At 63.2% G+C, this 16,073-nt stretch carries 15 protein-coding genes, 1 tRNA gene and 1 pseudogene; 6 read left to right on the top strand and 11 right to left on the bottom strand.

The genetic code is table 11. The features are described from left to right. Positions 1–151: 151 nt before the first annotated feature. The 3 genes from def to orn all read right to left on the bottom strand — a co-directional run bounded on the left by def (position 152) and on the right by orn (position 1,714). A complete protein-coding gene (def, locus tag AAGW05_RS13120; protein WP_411804986.1) occupies positions 152–736 on the bottom strand; it encodes a peptide deformylase in 585 nt (194 codons plus the stop codon). Positions 737–863: 127 nt separating this feature from the next. Beyond that, a tRNA-His gene (locus tag AAGW05_RS13115) sits at positions 864–939 on the bottom strand. A gap of 178 nt (positions 940–1,117) precedes the next feature. Beyond that, positions 1,118–1,714 carry an oligoribonuclease gene (gene orn / locus AAGW05_RS13110; protein WP_411804985.1) on the bottom strand — a complete coding sequence of 199 codons (597 nt, stop codon included), beginning with the start codon at positions 1,712–1,714 and terminating at the stop codon, positions 1,118–1,120. Positions 1,715–1,832: 118 nt separating this feature from the next. On the opposite strand from orn, the gene mptB (AAGW05_RS13105) reads away from it, so the two are divergent. Then, positions 1,833–3,356 (top strand): polyprenol phosphomannose-dependent alpha 1,6 mannosyltransferase MptB, encoded by a 1,524-nt coding sequence (gene mptB / locus AAGW05_RS13105; protein WP_411804984.1) that lies wholly within the window; start codon positions 1,833–1,835, stop codon positions 3,354–3,356. 69 nt (positions 3,357–3,425) lie between these two features. Here mptB (AAGW05_RS13105) and AAGW05_RS13100 read toward each other — a convergent pair whose 3' ends face one another. The 3 genes from AAGW05_RS13100 to AAGW05_RS13090 form a co-directional block, all read right to left on the bottom strand. Then, positions 3,426–4,475 carry a hypothetical protein gene (locus tag AAGW05_RS13100; protein WP_411804983.1) on the bottom strand — a complete coding sequence of 350 codons (1,050 nt, stop codon included), beginning with the start codon at positions 4,473–4,475 and terminating at the stop codon, positions 3,426–3,428. A 192-nt stretch (positions 4,476–4,667) separates the two neighbouring features. Then, positions 4,668–5,954, bottom strand: a complete 1,287-nt coding sequence (locus AAGW05_RS13095) for a hypothetical protein (RefSeq protein ID WP_411805013.1) — start codon at positions 5,952–5,954, stop codon at positions 4,668–4,670. 16 nt (positions 5,955–5,970) lie between these two features. Next, the gene (locus AAGW05_RS13090; protein ID WP_411804982.1) at positions 5,971–7,446 is read right to left on the bottom strand and encodes a hypothetical protein; all 1,476 of its coding nucleotides are present in this window, start codon (positions 7,444–7,446) and stop codon (positions 5,971–5,973) included. A gap of 175 nt (positions 7,447–7,621) precedes the next feature. Between AAGW05_RS13090 and mptB (AAGW05_RS13085) the strand changes: the two genes are divergently transcribed. After that, on the top strand, positions 7,622–9,244 hold the full coding sequence (gene mptB / locus AAGW05_RS13085) for a polyprenol phosphomannose-dependent alpha 1,6 mannosyltransferase MptB (protein ID WP_411804981.1): 1,623 nt from the start codon (positions 7,622–7,624) through the stop codon (positions 9,242–9,244). Between the two features lie 32 nt (positions 9,245–9,276). Here the strand turns inward: mptB (AAGW05_RS13085) and AAGW05_RS13080 are convergent. Beyond that, positions 9,277–9,960 (bottom strand): annotated as a pseudogene (locus AAGW05_RS13080) (DNA alkylation repair protein); the annotation flags it as partial. 41 nt (positions 9,961–10,001) lie between these two features. Between AAGW05_RS13080 and AAGW05_RS13075 the strand changes: the two are divergent. Both AAGW05_RS13075 and AAGW05_RS13070 read left to right on the top strand, forming a co-directional pair. Then, positions 10,002–10,859 carry a putative protein N(5)-glutamine methyltransferase gene (locus tag AAGW05_RS13075; RefSeq protein WP_411804980.1) on the top strand — a complete coding sequence of 286 codons (858 nt, stop codon included), beginning with the start codon at positions 10,002–10,004 and terminating at the stop codon, positions 10,857–10,859. Positions 10,860–10,901: 42 nt separating this feature from the next. Continuing rightward, positions 10,902–12,269, top strand: coding sequence for a glutamate decarboxylase (locus AAGW05_RS13070; RefSeq protein WP_411804978.1), 1,368 nt, complete (start codon positions 10,902–10,904; stop codon positions 12,267–12,269). 237 nt (positions 12,270–12,506) lie between these two features. Here AAGW05_RS13070 and AAGW05_RS13065 read toward each other — a convergent pair whose 3' ends face one another. Further along, positions 12,507–12,971 (bottom strand): SRPBCC family protein, encoded by a 465-nt coding sequence (locus tag AAGW05_RS13065; protein WP_411804977.1) that lies wholly within the window; start codon positions 12,969–12,971, stop codon positions 12,507–12,509. Positions 12,972–13,035: 64 nt separating this feature from the next. Further along, positions 13,036–13,200 carry a hypothetical protein gene (locus AAGW05_RS13060; protein ID WP_411804976.1) on the bottom strand — a complete coding sequence of 55 codons (165 nt, stop codon included), beginning with the start codon at positions 13,198–13,200 and terminating at the stop codon, positions 13,036–13,038. A 125-nt stretch (positions 13,201–13,325) separates the two neighbouring features. Between AAGW05_RS13060 and AAGW05_RS13055 the strand changes: the two genes are divergently transcribed. Together AAGW05_RS13055 and AAGW05_RS13050 are read left to right on the top strand one after the other, a co-directional pair. Continuing rightward, positions 13,326–14,249, top strand: a complete 924-nt coding sequence (locus AAGW05_RS13055) for an oxygenase MpaB family protein (protein WP_411804975.1) — start codon at positions 13,326–13,328, stop codon at positions 14,247–14,249. 62 nt (positions 14,250–14,311) lie between these two features. Next, the gene (locus AAGW05_RS13050) at positions 14,312–14,773 is read left to right on the top strand and encodes a DUF3817 domain-containing protein (RefSeq protein WP_411804974.1); all 462 of its coding nucleotides are present in this window, start codon (positions 14,312–14,314) and stop codon (positions 14,771–14,773) included. Between the two features lie 184 nt (positions 14,774–14,957). On the opposite strand, the gene AAGW05_RS13045 is transcribed toward AAGW05_RS13050, so the two are convergent. Next, entirely contained in the window at positions 14,958–15,125 is a 168-nt protein-coding gene (locus AAGW05_RS13045; protein ID WP_411804973.1) for a hypothetical protein, read from the bottom strand. Between the two features lie 89 nt (positions 15,126–15,214). Continuing rightward, entirely contained in the window at positions 15,215–15,886 is a 672-nt protein-coding gene (locus AAGW05_RS13040) for a pyridoxal 5'-phosphate synthase (protein WP_411804972.1), read from the bottom strand. Positions 15,887–16,073 lie beyond the last annotated feature (187 nt).

The raw sequence follows: 16,073 nt of genomic DNA, 5'->3' as shown, positions 1-16,073 counted from the left end.
GTTTTTCATGAACACGTGGAGTGCTTCTGTACCGTAAAGCTACTCCTTGCCGGCCAGTCCCACCACCGTTTGCCCAGCACTTTGCTTAGCACTTTGCCGCGTACTGTGACCAACACTTTGCCGCGTGGGCAAAAACGTCAGGGAAGCCGGGTCACTGTTTGGGTTCGTGGCCGAACGGGTCGGGGTCCACGCCCGGCATCCAGGTCAGCCCGGGCACGCCCCAGCCATTGCTCTTGGCGGCGCGGCGCGCCTTCTTGCCGTACCGGGCATTGAGCCTGTCAACGTACAGCTTGCCGTCGAGGTGGTCGTATTCGTGCTGCATGCAGCGGGCAAACCAGCCTGTCGCCTCAAAGTCCAGCGGGGTGCCGTCGGCGTCGAAGCCGCGAACACGCACCCAGTCGGCGCGCTTGAGCGGGTAGTCGATGCCGGGCACCGACAGGCAGCCTTCAACCTCGTCGTCGGGGTCGGGGGCGTTGCCCGATATTTTGCCAACCGTCAGCGTCGGGTTCACCACCACGCCCCGGGTCGGGACGCCGTCGTCGTTCTCCATCTTGTAGGTGAACAGCCGCAGGCCGACGCCGATCTGTGGGGCGGCAAGTCCCACGCCGTTGGCGGCATCCATGGTCTCGTGCATGTCGGCCACGAGGGCCTTGAGCTGCCCGTCAAAGGCCTTGACCTCATCAGCGCGGCGGTGGAGCACGGGCTCACCCAAGATTGTCACGGGGTGGATGGTCATGACGGCTTCCTTTTCAGGTACGGGAACTCTTCAGTCCGGAAAAATGTTTAGTTCAAAAATACCGGGGCAATGAAAAACACCCCGATCAATTGACCGGGGTGTTTCGTGATTTGCAATCAAACCACCTTGGGGTGAGATACGGGGGTTGAACCCGCGACCTCCTGGACCACAACCAGGCGCTCTGCCAACTGAGCTAATCCCACCATGTCCGCCGTTGGGCACAGGTTGACGTCTTGCTTATGTCCTCCGTGCTTTTGGCAACGTCGAAAAGTCTACCCGATCCTGGAGGGCATCAAAACCAAAAATGGCCTCTTTGTCCTTTTTGTGAGCTAGATCGCGTTGCGCCGGCGGAAATTCCGCATAATCATGCGGAATGTGTGTTTAGAACTTCGCTGCAATCTTCTTTGCCGCTGCAGATTCCGGTCCCGGAGCCGGCACGAACACTGCCTCGCGGTAGTACTTGAGCTCGTTGATGCTGTCCTTGATGTCGCCCAGGGCGCGGTGGCCGCCTGTCTTGGCCGGTGACTGGAAGTAGGCACGCGGGTACCAGCGTCGTGAAAGCTCCTTGATGGTGGACACGTCGATGACCCGGTAGTGCAGGTGCTCCACCAGTTCGGGCATGTCGCGGGCAAGGAACACCTTGTCGGTGCCAATGGAGTTTCCTGCCAGCGGGGCCTTGTTCGCCACGGGCACGTGCTGGCGGATGTAGGCAAGAACCTGCGCCTGTGCGTCCTCTATGGTGGTGCCGCCTGCCAGCTCCTCGAGCAGCTTGGAAGAGGTATGCATGCTGCGCACAAAGTCGCCCATCTGGGCCAGGGCCTCGTCGCTGGGCTTGATGACAACGTCAACACCCTCACCCAAAATGTTCAGTTCCGAGTCGGTAACGAGCGCCGCAACCTCGATCAAGGCGTCGTTGACGGCATCCAGGCCGGTCATTTCACAGTCAATCCACACAATGCGTTCATTAGTAATAGCCACCCGTCCAATGTACCGCCTACCCGGGGGGCGCGGCCGCGCTGGTAAAATTGGCCGCGGCGGAGCCCGCACTGCCATCTTCTTGATGCGGGGAAATTACGACGCCGGCCGGAGACTTTCGATGACAGCATCGCCTTCCACGCCCGTACAGCGGGAATTCGCTGGGGTGCGGCCATGGATTGCGCTGCTGCAGGGCACCATCGGCTCAACCATGATGCTGGCCGGCTCGGTCGGTGTCGGCTGGATTGCCAACGGTTCACCCCTCGTCAGAAATTCCCTGGTGATTGCCCTCCGCACCGAGGGTGTGGGCGTTGTTGTCTCCACGGTCCTGCTGACACTTGGAGCCATGCTGCTGTTGCGCTCCTGGCTGCGGCTGGGGCAACGCCTGGCCGGGTGGGATCAGGGATCACTGCGTGCAGTGGTCACCGCCGTTATTGCGTGGGGGGCGCCCCTTGCACTGACTGTCCCGATTTTTTCCCGAGACGTTTATGCCTACACGGGCCAGGGCCGGTTGATGGCCGAGGGCCTGAACCCGTACACCACGGGCATATCGGCGTTGAGCAACTGGTTCATGCTTGGAACAGACCCGTCGTGGGCCGAAAACCGCACCCCGTACGGTCCCTTGTTTCTGTGGCTGAGCAGGGGCGTTGTGGCCCTCACGGGCGGGCAGCCAGACCTCTCGGTGCTGTTGTTTCGCGCCAGCACCTGCGTCGGGGTGGCCCTGTGCGTGGTGTACCTGCCGAAGCTGGCGCAACTGCACGGCATCAACGGTGCCAGGGCGTTGTGGATCTCTGTGGCCAACCCGCTGTTTTTGATCTCTTTCATCGCCAGTGCGCACAACGATTCGCTCATGGTGGGCCTGGCCGTTGCCGGGACCTGGTTCGCGTCAACGAGGCGCGGGTTGCTCGGCGTTGTGCTTGTCACCGCATCCATTGCCGTCAAGCCCATCACGATCGTCCTGCTGCCCTTCATCGGCCTGCTGTGGGCCGGGCACGCAGCAGGCTGGGGGCGCCGCTTCCTGTTCTGGGCCGGAACCGGGTCCTTGAGCCTGGCCCTGTTGTGGCTGGCCGGCATTCCCCGCAACCTGGGGCTCGGCTGGACTTGGGCGCTCACCGACTCCATACCCGGCTACACAGGGTATTCACCATCGGGTTTCAGCGGGCAGATGGTTGAACTGCTGGCCGACGCCCTCGGCCTGGACGGCATGGCCGTTGCGGGCGGATTCCGTTCACTGCTGACGGTGGCGAGCATCGGCCTCGCTGGCTGGCTCGTGCTCTTTGGCGACCCGAAGCAGGTGGTGCGCAGGATGGGGCTGGCGTTTGCCGCCGTCGTGCTTCTGGCGCCCATCATCCAGCCCTGGTACATCCTGTGGTTCCTGCCGTTCCTGGCCGCGACGGGCATCCGCAACAACTGGCAGATCAAGCTTTGCTACGTGACGGTGGCCTTTTTCGTGGTGTTCGGCGCGCAGGACCAGCTCTTCGTCTGGAACTTTGTGCAACTGCCCATGGGAACCGAATCGATGGCGTCGCTCGTGGCGGGGGCAGTGGTCCTGTACCTCCTGGCGCTCGACGTCCACACCCGCAAGCTGCTGTTCAGCCGCGAGGCCAACGTGCCGTCTTCCACCCCGCCCCTCACGCCGAGGTAGCGGGTCCGCTTCGAGACCGGCGGTTGCACGCCCGGGTCTCGAAGCGGACCCGCTGACTCGACGAGCGGGTCACTTCATGCCGCCCTTGCGCAGTGCCGCCACGAGCCGGGTCTTGAACGCGTGTTCATTGAACAGGTCCCGCCATTCGATCCTGATGACGCTCCAGCCAAGTTCAATGAGGGTGTTCTCGCGAACGCGCTCGTCCCGCAGCACTTCCTGGGTGGGGCGGTAGTTGAAGTATTTCCCCGCGCCGTCGAACTCGAGGATCACCTTGTAGGCGGGCCAGGCAAAATCCGCGCGGTAGCTTCCGTTCCGGCTGGGCACCGTGAACTGCAATTGGGGTGGTTCAATGTTGCACACCCGGATCAGGTCGCGGGTCAACGTTTCCCCTGCCGATTCCGAAAATTGGGTGGCGAAGTCGAGCGCCGCACGGAATATCCGGATGCCGCGGTGCCGGTCCAGGACACTCGCCTCCCGTTCCAGCACGTCACGGGGAATGCCGCTGCGCAGGGCGTGGTCCATGAGGATCAGGACTTGTTGGTAGGTCATGGTCAACGCGCAATCCACTGTCGTACGCAGAAGATTGGTTACGGGGACTCCATCAATGACGGTGCATTCATCGTCGCGGAGCTGTCGGGAATGTATTCGGACGTCGGAGGCCCTCTCGGCGGTGGAGCACTTGCCGGCCCGCGTGATGTGGATGCGCTCATCGGCCTTCCACAGAGGGAGGTCATGCAGTCGGGCGGCAGAGACATGGCTGTACACGGAATATGCCCGCTCGGTGGCGACTGCCGCGTGGGCGTGCAGGATGATGCGGGCCTTGTCCCTGTGCAGCTGGTCGAGCGATTCCCAGTAGGCGGCCCTCACATACGCGCCGCGGCGGATTCGAATGAGCACGCCCGTGTCGAGAAGCACCTCGATGGCCGCCGGGTTGAGCCCAGAATCGTTGAGCTGCCGGGTGCGCCATGCGTGTTCATTCGCGGGCAACCGCCCCTGAAGCCCCGATGATGCAGGGTGTTCAAGGCCTGGCCGCACGCCCTGAACAAGATGCAGCCCCTTGGCACCTGGCGCCGCGGGGTGGGCGCCGGCCTTGTCATCGCCCGCCATGGAGGAGTTCATGGGTCAAGCGTGGCCGTCATTTCACGCGGTATCCAGAGCCGATGACCAATCTGTGGATAACCCCTTAGGCTTCTCACCAGCCCCAACCGCCGTCCGCCTTCGCCGAGTCAGCGGGTCCGATTCGAAACGGCGGCCTATAACGGCCGGTCTCGAAGCGGACCCGCTGACTCGACGCATGAGGGGAGGGGAGGGCTACCGTCGTGCGGGGGATCCCGCGGCGGGCACTGCGTTCCTGCCCAGTTCCACCGTGCGTCGCACCGACCACACGAGCAGCGTCACCAGCAGCACGTTCCGCCCGGTCAGCACCGCCGCCATGATCGGGTTCGCGTGGATCAGCGGGGTGTAAAACAGGGGGTAGATGATGAACGTGGCAAAAGCGATGCCCATCAGGAGCGTCGCAGGAACCTTCCAACGGTCCCAGTTGTGCACCAGGCCGGCAACCACCACCGGCAGCAGCCAGATGATGAACTGTGGCGAGCCCACCTTGTTGAAGACAATGAACGCCGTGACCATCAGCAGCGAGCCCTCAAGGATCAGTTCCTCGCGCTGGGCGCCGCGCCGCAGGGCCCAGATCATCAGCGCCGCACCCGTCAGGGCGGCGACGATCAGCAACGGCTGCATCAGGAACGCGGCCACGTCGGCGCCTGGCCCGTAGACCTCGGTTGAGTTGATTGCCACGTTGTCGGCAATCTTCGATCCGCCGATTCTGAACACGCTGAGCCAGACCCACGGGGTGGAAAACGTGGCCTCAAGCTGCATTCCGCGGTCGCCCTGATTGACGGCAAAGTCCAGGAGGTGCGAACCGGCGCCCGTTAGGACGGCGACGGCGGCCACCGCGGCGCTGACGGCAAGCCCGGTGAGGAAGATCTGCACGCGCTTGGCGCTGGCGATGAGCAGCGGGGCGATGACGGCGGCAGGCCACACCTTGATCCAGGTGGCAGCCGACAGCAGGAAGGCTGCAACGACGGGCCGTTCAACCGCGTACAGCAGCGCCACCAGCACGAAGGAGGTGGTGATGCCTTCAACCCGGGCAAAGCTGAGGAAGCCCATGAACAGGGTGAAGAACAGCCAGAACCATGCGGGGGCTATGCCGGTGTGGGCGCGTTTACCGCGGGTCAAGAACAGCATGCCCACGGCATTGAGCGCAATGATGATCAGCGTCCAGCCCAGCAGGTAGAGCGCCGGGCCGAACATGTTCGCGGCAAATATGGGCACTTGTGCGAGCAGCGGGTAAACCCACGGGCTGATCGTCTCACCCAGCTCGGCCGGGTTGTAGCCTAGCTGTGCCCATTGGCGGTACTGCTCGGTGTCGCTGAACGTGTCACCGTGCACGATGAAGGTCATCATCCAGGCAAGGAAGAAGCCATGCACGACGGCGAAGCCCCACCACACGCTGGCAGGCGTGCGGAACCAGGCCACCGCCTTGGGCGCAAGGAAGCGGTCGCGGACGGAAACGGCCCGAGCCAGGAGCCTGTCAATCAACGGAGTGGAAATCTCAGGGCTCCTTCGTCGGGGACGGCTCTGCTACCGCGGATGCGGCGTTGGCGGAGGGGCCCACGGGGGCGGTGCCGGCGTCCACGGAGGAGGCAACGGCGTCGTGCCTTGGAATCAGGGAGGGGTTGCGGCCCATGAGGAACAGCTGGCGCACACTCCACACAAACAGGACAACCAGCAGCAGGTTGCGCAGGGTCAGCACGGCGGCCATGATGGCGTTGTCGTGCGAGAGGGCGTCATAAAAGAGCGGGTAGACCAGGAACGTCAGGACGGCCACACCGATGAGCATGGTGGCGGGGACGCGCCAGGCCTTCCACTGGTAGGACAGGCCCACGGCGACGGCCGGTGCGAGCCAGACCATGAACTGCGGGGAGCCGACCTTGTTGAAGACCACGAACGCCGTGACAAGGGCGAGCGAGCCGAAGAGCAGCAGAGCGGTACGGTCGGCGCCACCATTGCGCTTGCCGGTGTGCAAGGCCCAGAAAATCAGCGCGGCCACGACAAGTGCGGCGATGACAAGCAGCGGCTGCATGAGGACGCTCATGACGGACGAGCCCGGGCCGTCGACCTGCATGGAGTTAATGTCCCGGTTCATGTACATGTGCGAGCCGCCAATGCCCAGAACGCTCATCCACAGCCACGGCGTGGTGAAGGTCGCCTCGAGCTGCATGCCGCGGTCGCCCTGTTCGAGCAGGAAGTTCAGCAGCTTGGGCAGCGCGCCCATGCTCACCGCCAGGACCACGACGAAGGCTGTGACCAGCGCGCCTGCCAGGACCACCTGCACGCGCTGCTTGACCACAGTGAAAAGCGCAAGCACGACGGCGGCCGGCCAGACCTTCGTCCACGTGACGACGCTGAGGATGAAGGAGGTCAGGAACGGGCTGGCCACGCCAAGGGATAGGGCGATCAGCACCACGGGGGCGGTCAGTCCGTCGACCCTGGCAAAGCCGAGCCAGGCCAGCAGGGTTGTGAAGGCGATCCACCACAGGGCGGCCGGAATGGCTTTCCTGTTCCGCCCCCAGCTGGTGAGCTTGCCCACTGCCAGGAAGTTCAGGGACGAAATCATCAACACCCAGATGAACAGGAACGGACCGCCGCCAAAGATGTAGGCCACCGCCATGGGGACCAGTGCAAGGATCGGGTAGACCCAGGGGCTGGGACCCAGCACGCGGTCGCCGTTGAAGTCCACTGAAGCCCAGATGCGGTAGATGAACGTGTCACTGAAGGCCTCCCCGCGCAGGGACAGAAGGGCCGCCAGTCCAAGGAAAATCAGGTGGACCGCAGCAAAAACGGTCCACATGCCGCGTGGGGTTGTCAGCCAGTTTTGGGTCCGGGCGGGCAGGACCTTGTCCCGGAAGCGGGCAAGGGAGGCAAAAAACGTATCCGTGGAGATGGTCGAATCCTTCTCAGAAGTGGTGTCGGCCTGAACCCGATGCCGCCGGGCCGTTGCGGCTGCCGGTGCATGTGATGCGGCCAAGACAGACGTTGGACATCTTTTCCAAGGAACGTCCGGCTGACGTGGGTACAATGCCAAGGACGGAACCCTTGGCAGTTTACATATTAGCGCAGCCCCGTTGTGGCTTCCCGGGACACCCCGCCATGTTCGAGCCATCCCGCCCAACCACGGGTGACAGCAATAGTTCAGGAGTTTCGTGTTGACCAGCACTCGTGCCGCCCTGCCGGAGGTGAAGAACAAGGTGATAGGCAAGCTGCCTTTTCGCACCGGCACCGCCGAATCGGCCATCTGGCAGGGTTTTGCCGGATCGCTGATGCTGCTGCTTGGCTCCCTCGGCGTGGGGTGGCTCGCCAGCAGTTCGGTGTTGATCCGGAACCCGTTGTTCATTGTGGCAAGAACCACGCCTGTGGCGGTCGTCATCGCCACGGTGTTGTTGTGTGTCGGTGCCGCCTTGATGCTGCGGGCGTGGCTGCGGCTTCGCCAGCACCTGGCGGCCTGGGACGATTCCGCCGGGCCGGTGCTGCGCAAGGCCCTGATCCTGTGGGTGGCACCGATGATGCTGGCGTTGCCCCTGTTCAGCCGCGATTCCTACGCCTACATCGGCCAGGGCAGGCTCATGCAACAGGGTCTGGATCCGTACACCAACGGCATTTCGGCCCTCAACAACTACTTCTCCCTTGGGCCCGACACGCTGTGGACCGAGGCCCCCACGCCTTACGGCCCGCTGTGGCTGTGGCTTGAACACTTCGCCGTCATCCTGCCGGGCAGCACCCCTGAAATTGCGCTCATCCCGTTCAGGCTTGCCAGTTTGGCGGGCGTGGTGCTCTTGGCGGTCTATCTGCCAAAGCTTGCAGCACGGCACGGCTTCAATCCGCACCGCTCCCTGTGGCTTGTCGTCCTGAATCCGGTGGTGCTGATCAATTTTGTCGCAAGTGTGCACAATGATTCGATCATGCTTGGCCTTGTTGTTGCGGGCCTCTACTACGCGTCGGCCAAGCGGCCGATCGTCGGCATCCTGCTGGTCACGGCCTCGATTGCGATCAAGCCCATCACCTTGATCGCCCTGCCATTTGTGGGCCTTTTGTGGGCCGGTTCGCAGGCCGGGTGGGTGCGGAAGTTTGGACTCTGGGCCGCAACACTAGGCATTTCCACCGGTGTGCTGGCAGCCATGGGTGCCGTCAACGGGCTCGGATTCGGCTGGCTTGCCGCCCTGAACACCTCGGGCACCGTGTGGATTTGGTACGCACCGGTGGGGTTGCTCTCCAACATTGCCGGCTTTGTGGTGACGCTGGTGGGCGGGGCGGGAACCGCCGTGACGGACGTCATCCAGACAATTGGCCAGGCCTCGTCAATCCTGATCGTCATGGCCCTTGCCTTCCTGAAGATCACGCTGCCCCCGGCCAAGGTGGGCGGTGCCGCGGGCAGGTCCCCAGCTTTCAACGGACCTGCTGCACTGGATGAATCGCAGCGCTTCAGCCAGGCCGTGTTGCGCCGCATGGCCTGGGCGTTTGCCGCCGTTGTTCTGTTGGCGCCCATGATCCAGCCCTGGTACGTGGTGTGGCTGCTGGCATTTTTCGCCGTGACAGGCATTGACGAGGGCTGGCAGCTGCGCACCGTGTCATACCTGACGGCCTTCTTCATCCTGATCGCCCTGACCGACCAGCTCAGCGTGTTCCCCTGGATTCCCGTGGCCCTGATCCGCACGGTGGCGATCGTCGTGGGCCTTGCCAGCGTCCTGTACGTCATGTTTTTGGACAGGAAAACGAGGGGGTTCTTTGTGCCCGCACGCGATCCTGAAGCCCGGCCTAAACAGGCCTGACAGGCGCCGGACCGCACATACAGATGCTTGAGTGCCTCGCGGCGCGACAGCGGGCTGAGCCGGGCTTCATGCTCGGTGACATAGGCGCGGACCCAGTCCGGTTCGGTTCTGGCGTATTGCCGCAGCGCCCAGCCGATCGCCTTGCGGATGAAGAATTCCCTGTCGTCAAGGTTGGGGTGGATGACGTCCCGCAGCAACTGCGTGTCGGTGGCGTCCCCGGCAGGAAGTTGCGCGATGATCGCAGCCCTGCGGAACCAAAAATTCGGGTGCACACTCCATTCGCGCAACAAGGCATCCATGGTGTCCCTGTCCCGTTGCAGCAGCTCATTGAGGCGCGGCGCTACGGAATCGACGTAATCCCACCACTGTCCGGTCCCAATGACGACGGCGTAAAATGGCAGGAGCCCCGGCTCGCCCCGGCCGAGGCGGGAGTCTGTGAGCATGATGGCTGCGTAGCGTTCCTCCCTGAACCGGGCGTTTTCCCATAGCGTTGCGGCCGTGGCCTGGAGTTCCTTGACCTCCTGAAACGGAGAGTTCTTCACCAGCGCCCGCACGGTTTTTCTCACCACGGGGGAGGGAACCCCCAGGTACGGCATTGACGATTTCATGTAGGCGGCCATGCCCGCGGCCTTCTCCGGGATCGCCGCCTGGTCCAGGGCCGGGCGCAGGGCCACAAGGAAAGCCGCGTTGGGTGTGCCGGCCGTTTCTGCTGTCATCATGCCAAAAGCGTAGTGGCAGCGGCTAGCATGTGGTTGATATGGAGCAAAGCAGCCGGCCGACCACGGGGGAGCTTGTTGCCGCCCTGCGCGCTGCAGGCTGCGTGTACGCGGAGGAGGAAGCCGCCATCCTGGCAGACGCGGCTGGATCAACAGCGGACCTTGCTCTCATGCTGGCCCGGCGGGTGCAGGGATTCCCGCTTGAACACATTGTGGGGTGGGCCCGGTTTTACGGAATGCGCATCGCGGTGGCACCGGGGGTGTTCGTGCCGCGCAGGCGCAGCGAGTTCCTTGTCGATCAGGCCCTTGCCGCCCTGAAGTCCAGGCCAGGCAGGGCGGATCCGCCCCGAATCCTGGACCTGTGCTGCGGCAGCGGGGCCGTGGGGGCGGCGCTGGCCGAAACCCTGGACAAGAAACCCGCCGGCGGAGATTCAGGCTGTGAACTGCACGGCACCGACATTGATCAGGCCGCCGTTGACTGTGCCGCCGGGAATGTAGCGCCCTTCGACGGATACGTTTATTGCGGTGACTTATTTGCCCCCATCCCCGTGCGGTTGCGGGGCAGTTTCGACCTGATCGTGGCCAACGCCCCGTACGTTCCCTCTGCGTCCATTGCCTTCATGCCGCAGGAGGCCAGGATCCACGAGCCCGAGGCTGCACTCAACGGGGGAGCAGATGGACTGGAACTGCACCGACGAATCGCCGCCGACGCACCGCGATGGCTGCGTCCCCACGGGAGACTGCTCCTTGAATGCAGCATCAGGCAGGCCCCCGTGAGCGCGGGAATCCTCACCACCAGCGGATTCTCCACCAGCATTTCAACCAGCGAAGAACTCGACGACTCGGTGGTCACAGGCCGATTGGGCAGCGGACTTCATATTGGCCGTGGAACTGGCTAGCCTCGGTGTAACCGATCCATTCGATGCCCAGCAGGGAGCCGCATGAGTTTGCACAAGCACCACACCCGTCCAGACGAAACCATTGAAGATTCAGCCTTTGACGACGGGGTGGGATCCATCCCCCGACACAAGCTGCCGGTGGGCATCCAGGACGCGGATGCTGCGATGCGGTTCATCCAGAATGAACTCATGCTTGACGGGAACGCCCGTCAAAACCTTGCCACCTTCGTCACCACCTGGATGGAACCACAGGCCCAGGTGCTGATCCGTGAGTCGCTGGAAAAGAACATCATCGACAAGGACGAATACCCGCAGTCGGCCGAGATTGAGCGGCGCTGCGTGAACATCCTGGCGAATTTGTGGAACGCGCCGGAGCCCACAGGGGGAGGGGACGCCGTCGGCTGTTCCACCACGGGCTCCTCGGAGGCAGCCATGTTGGCGGGGATGGCGCTGAAATGGCGGTGGCGGGCCCGAAGGGAGGCTGCCGGATTGGATGCCACCAGACCCAACCTCGTCATGGGCGCCAACGTTCAGGTCTGCTGGGAAAAGTTTGCCAGATACTGGGACGTGGAAGCCCGTATGGTCAAGCTCGACGGCGCAACCCACCTCACCGCCGAGCAGGCCGCCGCCGCGTGCGATGAAAACACCATTGGTGTGGTGGCGGTGCTCGGCTCAACATTCGACGGATCCTATGAACCCGTGGCCGAAATCGCCGCGGCCCTTGATGCGCTCCAGGCCGGCACCGGATTGGATGTCCCCGTGCATGTTGATGCCGCATCGGGCGGGTTCATCGCCCCGTTCCTTGACGAGCACCTGCTCTGGGACTTCAGGCTCGACCGGGTCAAGTCAATCAACGCCTCGGGCCACAAATACGGTCTCGTATACCCGGGCGTCGGCTGGGTCCTGTGGCGCGGCGCCGAGGACCTGCCGGCGGACCTGATCTTCAGCGTCGACTATCTTGGTGGCTCCATGCCGACGTTTGCCCTGAACTTCTCCCGCCCCGCGGCGCAGGTCATCGCCCAGTACTACACCCTCGTCCGTTACGGCTTCGAGGGTTACCGCCGCATCCAGCAACGCTCACGGGACATTGCCGGCACCATTGCGGAGGGGGTCGGCGCCATGGGGCCGTTCACGCTGCTCAGCCGTGGCGACGAGCTGCCGGTGCTTGCCTTCAAGCTGACGACGCCGGACGCCTGGACCGTTTACGACCTCTCGCATGAGCTGCGCGGCTTTGGCTGGATTGTGCCCGCCTACCCCATGCCCGAGGGGATGGCTGACATTGACGTGCTGCGGGTGGTGGTGCGCAACGGCTTCACCTTCGATCTTGCTGCCATGTTCCTGGCCGATCTGGGCAAGTGTGTTCAGCGGTTGTCAGGATGGCAACCCGACAAGGTGGCCTTCCACCACTGACCGCCCTGCAGGGTGGGCCACAGGGAAACCGGGAGGCCGTGAAACCTCGAATTGGCAACGGTGCCGTGGTGGGGCTGCTGCCGGAACAGGATCCTGCGGTGCTCGCATGCGCGGTCGGGCTCGATTCTGCGAAAGCTGCTGGCGACCCAGTGCATCCCCGTACTCGCGGTTCCCCGCCCTCATCCGCATATCCGCGGCTGGGCCTGCAGGCACATGGGTGCCCGGACCCGGGCGTGTTCAGCCCTTGGCGGCCACCACCGCTGACAGTTGTGCCAGGCCCTTTTCAAAGTCGCCACCTACCATCTTCTCCATGTTTATGAAGAGCATCAACACCCGGCCAAGCCCCTTGTTCTCGCCCGTCATGCTCCAGGTGACAAGGGTGCCGTGGCCTTCGGGGGCGAAGGTGAAGGTGATCGAGTTGACGGACTTCATGGGTTTGCTGAATTCGAGGCGGATGTGAATTCGTGACGGCTCCACAACCTCAAGGATCTCCATGGTGCCAGCGCCTGCCCTGCCGCTGCCACGCCACGCGTATTTGGCCCCCACGCCCTCAACCGGACCGGAGTAAGTGCGGTTCATTGACGGATCGAGGCCTTCCCACGGGGACCAGTTGATCCACTCGCGGAAGCTGGTGACGAACGGGAAGATGTCCCCGGCAGGGGAGGGGATGAAGGCGCTGCGTGAAACGTTGAAGGTTGACATGGCGCCAGCCTATGCCGAGCAGGCCGCCGTGTCTGCACCGACGGCCCAGGGGGTCGGCCAGCCGTTAGTCCGCACTGTCGGGACCTTCCGCCGCATCCTGGCTGTGCATGCGGATTTCCGGCATATCCGAACCATCGTTGCCCTCGGCGGCAGTCTCGCTGTGTTCACGCGAGGTTGTGCCCCCGGGTCCCGGATGGCCTGATTCGACAGGTGCTGGTGAGTCGCTCATGGCTGATCATCTCTCTCCACGTCGGGCCCCTGATGGCCAAGGGCCCTACCCTTCAATTGTGGCCCCGCTGCAGCGCTTTGTCATGACGAGATGCGCACCCGCCGTCGAAGGGTCAGACTGGGGACATGGAAAACGTCCTGGCCCGCTGGCAGCGCGAACTGCGCGGCACGTTCAGCAACAACTCACCCGACATCCCGCAATGGGAGCTTGACCTGGAGAAGGGCGACGACGGAGGCTACTTCGGTCCCGAATCGGCGGCCTGGGCAGTGCACGGGTCAATGACGACGCTCGTGGCTGGAATCCAGTCCCTGCTGATCCAGTCCCTGCACCCGGGCGCGCTCGCAGGAGTCCACGAGCATTCAAGCTATCGCACGGACCCGCTGGGCAGGCTGGCAGGCACCATCCAATGGATCTTCACCGTCAGTTACGGGGACACGGCTGCGGCCAGGACGGCGTCTGCGAAGGTGCTGCGCATCCACGAGTACATCACCGGCAGCTACACTGCCAACAACGGTGAGGAACGCCAATATACAGCCAACGATCCCGACCTCCTGCGGTGGGTGCACCTCGCGTTCACCCAGGCGTTCCTGGCCACCCATGAAGCGTACGGCGGGCCCATCCCCGGAGGCGCCGATTCCTATGTTGCGGACTGGGCCGTGGCAGGCACCCTGATGCACGTGGAAAACCCGCCTACAACTGTCAGGGAACTCAACGAGCAGCTTGCCGCCTTCACACCGGAGCTGCGCTACGACGAACGCGTCGCCGAAACGGTGTCCTTCATCAAGGACCCGCCGCTGCCGCGCTCGCAGCAAGGCGGGTACAAGGTTCTCTTTGCTGCGGCCGTTGCCTCGCTGCCGCCGGGGTACAGGGAACTGCTAAGGCTTCATGCGCCGTCGCTTGGCCCCATCCCGCTTCCGGTGACGGTGTCCACCAGGGCCGTGCTCGGCGTCGTGGGATGGAGTTTGGGGTCTCCGGGACCTAGCGAAGCGTCGGCCCGTGCCCGCAGAAAGCGGCTTGGCGTGGAGGGTTCTCCCAGAAACCACAGATAGGCTGGTCATGGCATTTTTGCCGACACTCTGTAACTTACCAACCCAAGGACTGCATCCAGCCCATGTCGCCACGTACCTTCTACCGCACAGTAGCCATCGCCGAGGCCGTCACCTGGACGTTGCTGATCGCGGCCATGATCCTGAAATATGTGTTCAAGGTGGGCGACTGGCCCGTCAAGGTGGGCGGCTTCGCCCACGGCTTGGTGTTCATCGGCTACGTCACCACGGCAGTCCTCGTCGGCCTGAACCAGCGCTGGCCCAAACGGATGATCGTGGGGGCTGCTGCAACAGCCTTCGTGCCGTACCTGACCATCCCGTTCGACAAGTGGCTCGAGAAGAACAACAAGCTCGACGGCGGATGGCGCACCTCTGCCACTGACCACCCGCGCGACGGGCACTGGGTCCAGGTCGTCCTGCGCTGGATGCTCAACCGCCCGGCACTGCTGAGCGTCGTATTCGTTGTGTTTGTTGGCGGCATCATGGCCACCATGCTGTTCGTCGGCCCTCCGGGCGGCCGCTCCTAATACGTGATCCGGAGGCGGCTCAGTCGTCCTAGGGAACACCGTATCGCCTGCCCGGATCGCCCATTAGCGTTGCCCCGTCACCGAGCGGACCTGCAAGGATTTCCATCTCCCGATCCGGAGGAAAAGTCACGAATCCCATGTTGCCGCTTGGTCCTCTCATGTCAAACAGGGGAGCGTGGCCGTCCTAGAGGGCAAAGAAGCTCTCTTCCGGTGTCCCCGTGTGCCGGCCCAGCAGTTCCACCAACGCCTGTGACCACTGCAGGACCATCGCCACCCGAATCGAAGAGTTGATAGGCACACCAGAAACCACATCGGGGATGACTTCTTCGAGAGTGCGTTGGTGAAATGCCATGGCACAAGGCTACGGGTGAAAAACGGGTATTCGACGAAATCCCATCGGGAAAACCTACTGCGGGACGGATAGTAGATCGCGGCGGTGCCTCATGGCCATAAGCGCTGCTTGTCCCACGCGGTCTCGGTCCGTATGTAGCTGAGGCGTTGGTGATTGCGGTTCGGATCGCCCTGCCAAAATTCAACTGATTTCGGTACGACAGTCCAAACGGTCCACTGCGGAGAAACAATTCCGGGATCGAGCTCCATGGCGGCCCGGGCTTGTCTGATGAGTTCATCTCGGGCGGTGTCCGTTGAAAAAGAGGAACTCTGTGGGGCGGCCAAAGTGTTAGCTCGGGTTTGGGGGTGGCGTGCGAGGAAATCTGCCGCTGATTCTGCAGCGGTAGCTCGTTGCGCGGCTCCACGGACCCGTACCGCTCGGTTCAGTGGACTCCAATAAAACGTCAGGGCGCAGTTTGGATTCGCCAATAATTGGCGGCCCTTGACCGAATCCTCACCCGTGGCGATCTTGAAGCCACACTCCTCGCTCACATCCTTGACGGTGAGCACTCGGGCATCTGGCATGCCGTCCGCATCGACAGTCGAGAGCGTCGCTGCGTACGCTTCAGTCAAACCCGCATTTATCGCGTCCTGACGCCAGCGCAGGAATAGCTCGTGAGGTACGTCCGGGGCTGAAGTCCAATCGAAATCCGGCTCCGGCGCGACAATTGAAGGAACCGATTCAGGCTCATCACCACGTGTCTGCATCGTCTCATTCTCCACAACGACTCACCATTCTGAAAGCCTGCAGTCACTGGTAGCCAAAATCTGTGCAGCCGTTCAATCCCGAATATGCCAGCGGTGCGCCGTGCCGATGCCCTCTGGGAGTTTCGATAAGCTCGTACTGTGCCTCGCGGTTCGGTGACCGAGCCTTGAGAATATCCGAACGAACAGTGTGGACTGAGGAGTA

This window comes from Arthrobacter sp. LAPM80 (assembly GCF_046736435.1).
Taxonomy (GTDB): Bacteria; Actinomycetota; Actinomycetes; order Actinomycetales; family Micrococcaceae; genus Specibacter.
The sequence above is the reverse complement of the archived record's forward strand: the minus strand, read 5'-3'. Positions and strand labels throughout refer to the sequence as shown.

What these genes read in the sequence shown, in the direction of transcription:
- AAGW05_RS13050 (WP_411804974.1), top strand. Translation starts at nt 14,312, where the DNA reads ATGTCGCCACGTACCTTCTACCGCACAGTAGCCATCGCCGAGGCCGTC.
- AAGW05_RS13055 (WP_411804975.1), top strand. Translation starts at nt 13,326, where the DNA reads ATGGAAAACGTCCTGGCCCGCTGGCAGCGCGAACTGCGCGGCACGTTC.
- AAGW05_RS13075 (WP_411804980.1), top strand. Translation starts at nt 10,002, where the DNA reads ATGGAGCAAAGCAGCCGGCCGACCACGGGGGAGCTTGTTGCCGCCCTG.
- AAGW05_RS13045 (WP_411804973.1), bottom strand. Translation starts at nt 15,125, where the DNA reads ATGGCATTTCACCAACGCACTCTCGAAGAAGTCATCCCCGATGTGGTT.
- AAGW05_RS13100 (WP_411804983.1), bottom strand. Translation starts at nt 4,475, where the DNA reads ATGAACTCCTCCATGGCGGGCGATGACAAGGCCGGCGCCCACCCCGCG.
- AAGW05_RS13065 (WP_411804977.1), bottom strand. Translation starts at nt 12,971, where the DNA reads ATGTCAACCTTCAACGTTTCACGCAGCGCCTTCATCCCCTCCCCTGCC.
- def (WP_411804986.1), bottom strand. Translation starts at nt 736, where the DNA reads ATGACCATCCACCCCGTGACAATCTTGGGTGAGCCCGTGCTCCACCGC.
- mptB (WP_411804984.1), top strand. Translation starts at nt 1,833, where the DNA reads ATGACAGCATCGCCTTCCACGCCCGTACAGCGGGAATTCGCTGGGGTG.
- AAGW05_RS13070 (WP_411804978.1), top strand. Translation starts at nt 10,902, where the DNA reads ATGAGTTTGCACAAGCACCACACCCGTCCAGACGAAACCATTGAAGAT.
- AAGW05_RS13060 (WP_411804976.1), bottom strand. Translation starts at nt 13,200, where the DNA reads ATGAGCGACTCACCAGCACCTGTCGAATCAGGCCATCCGGGACCCGGG.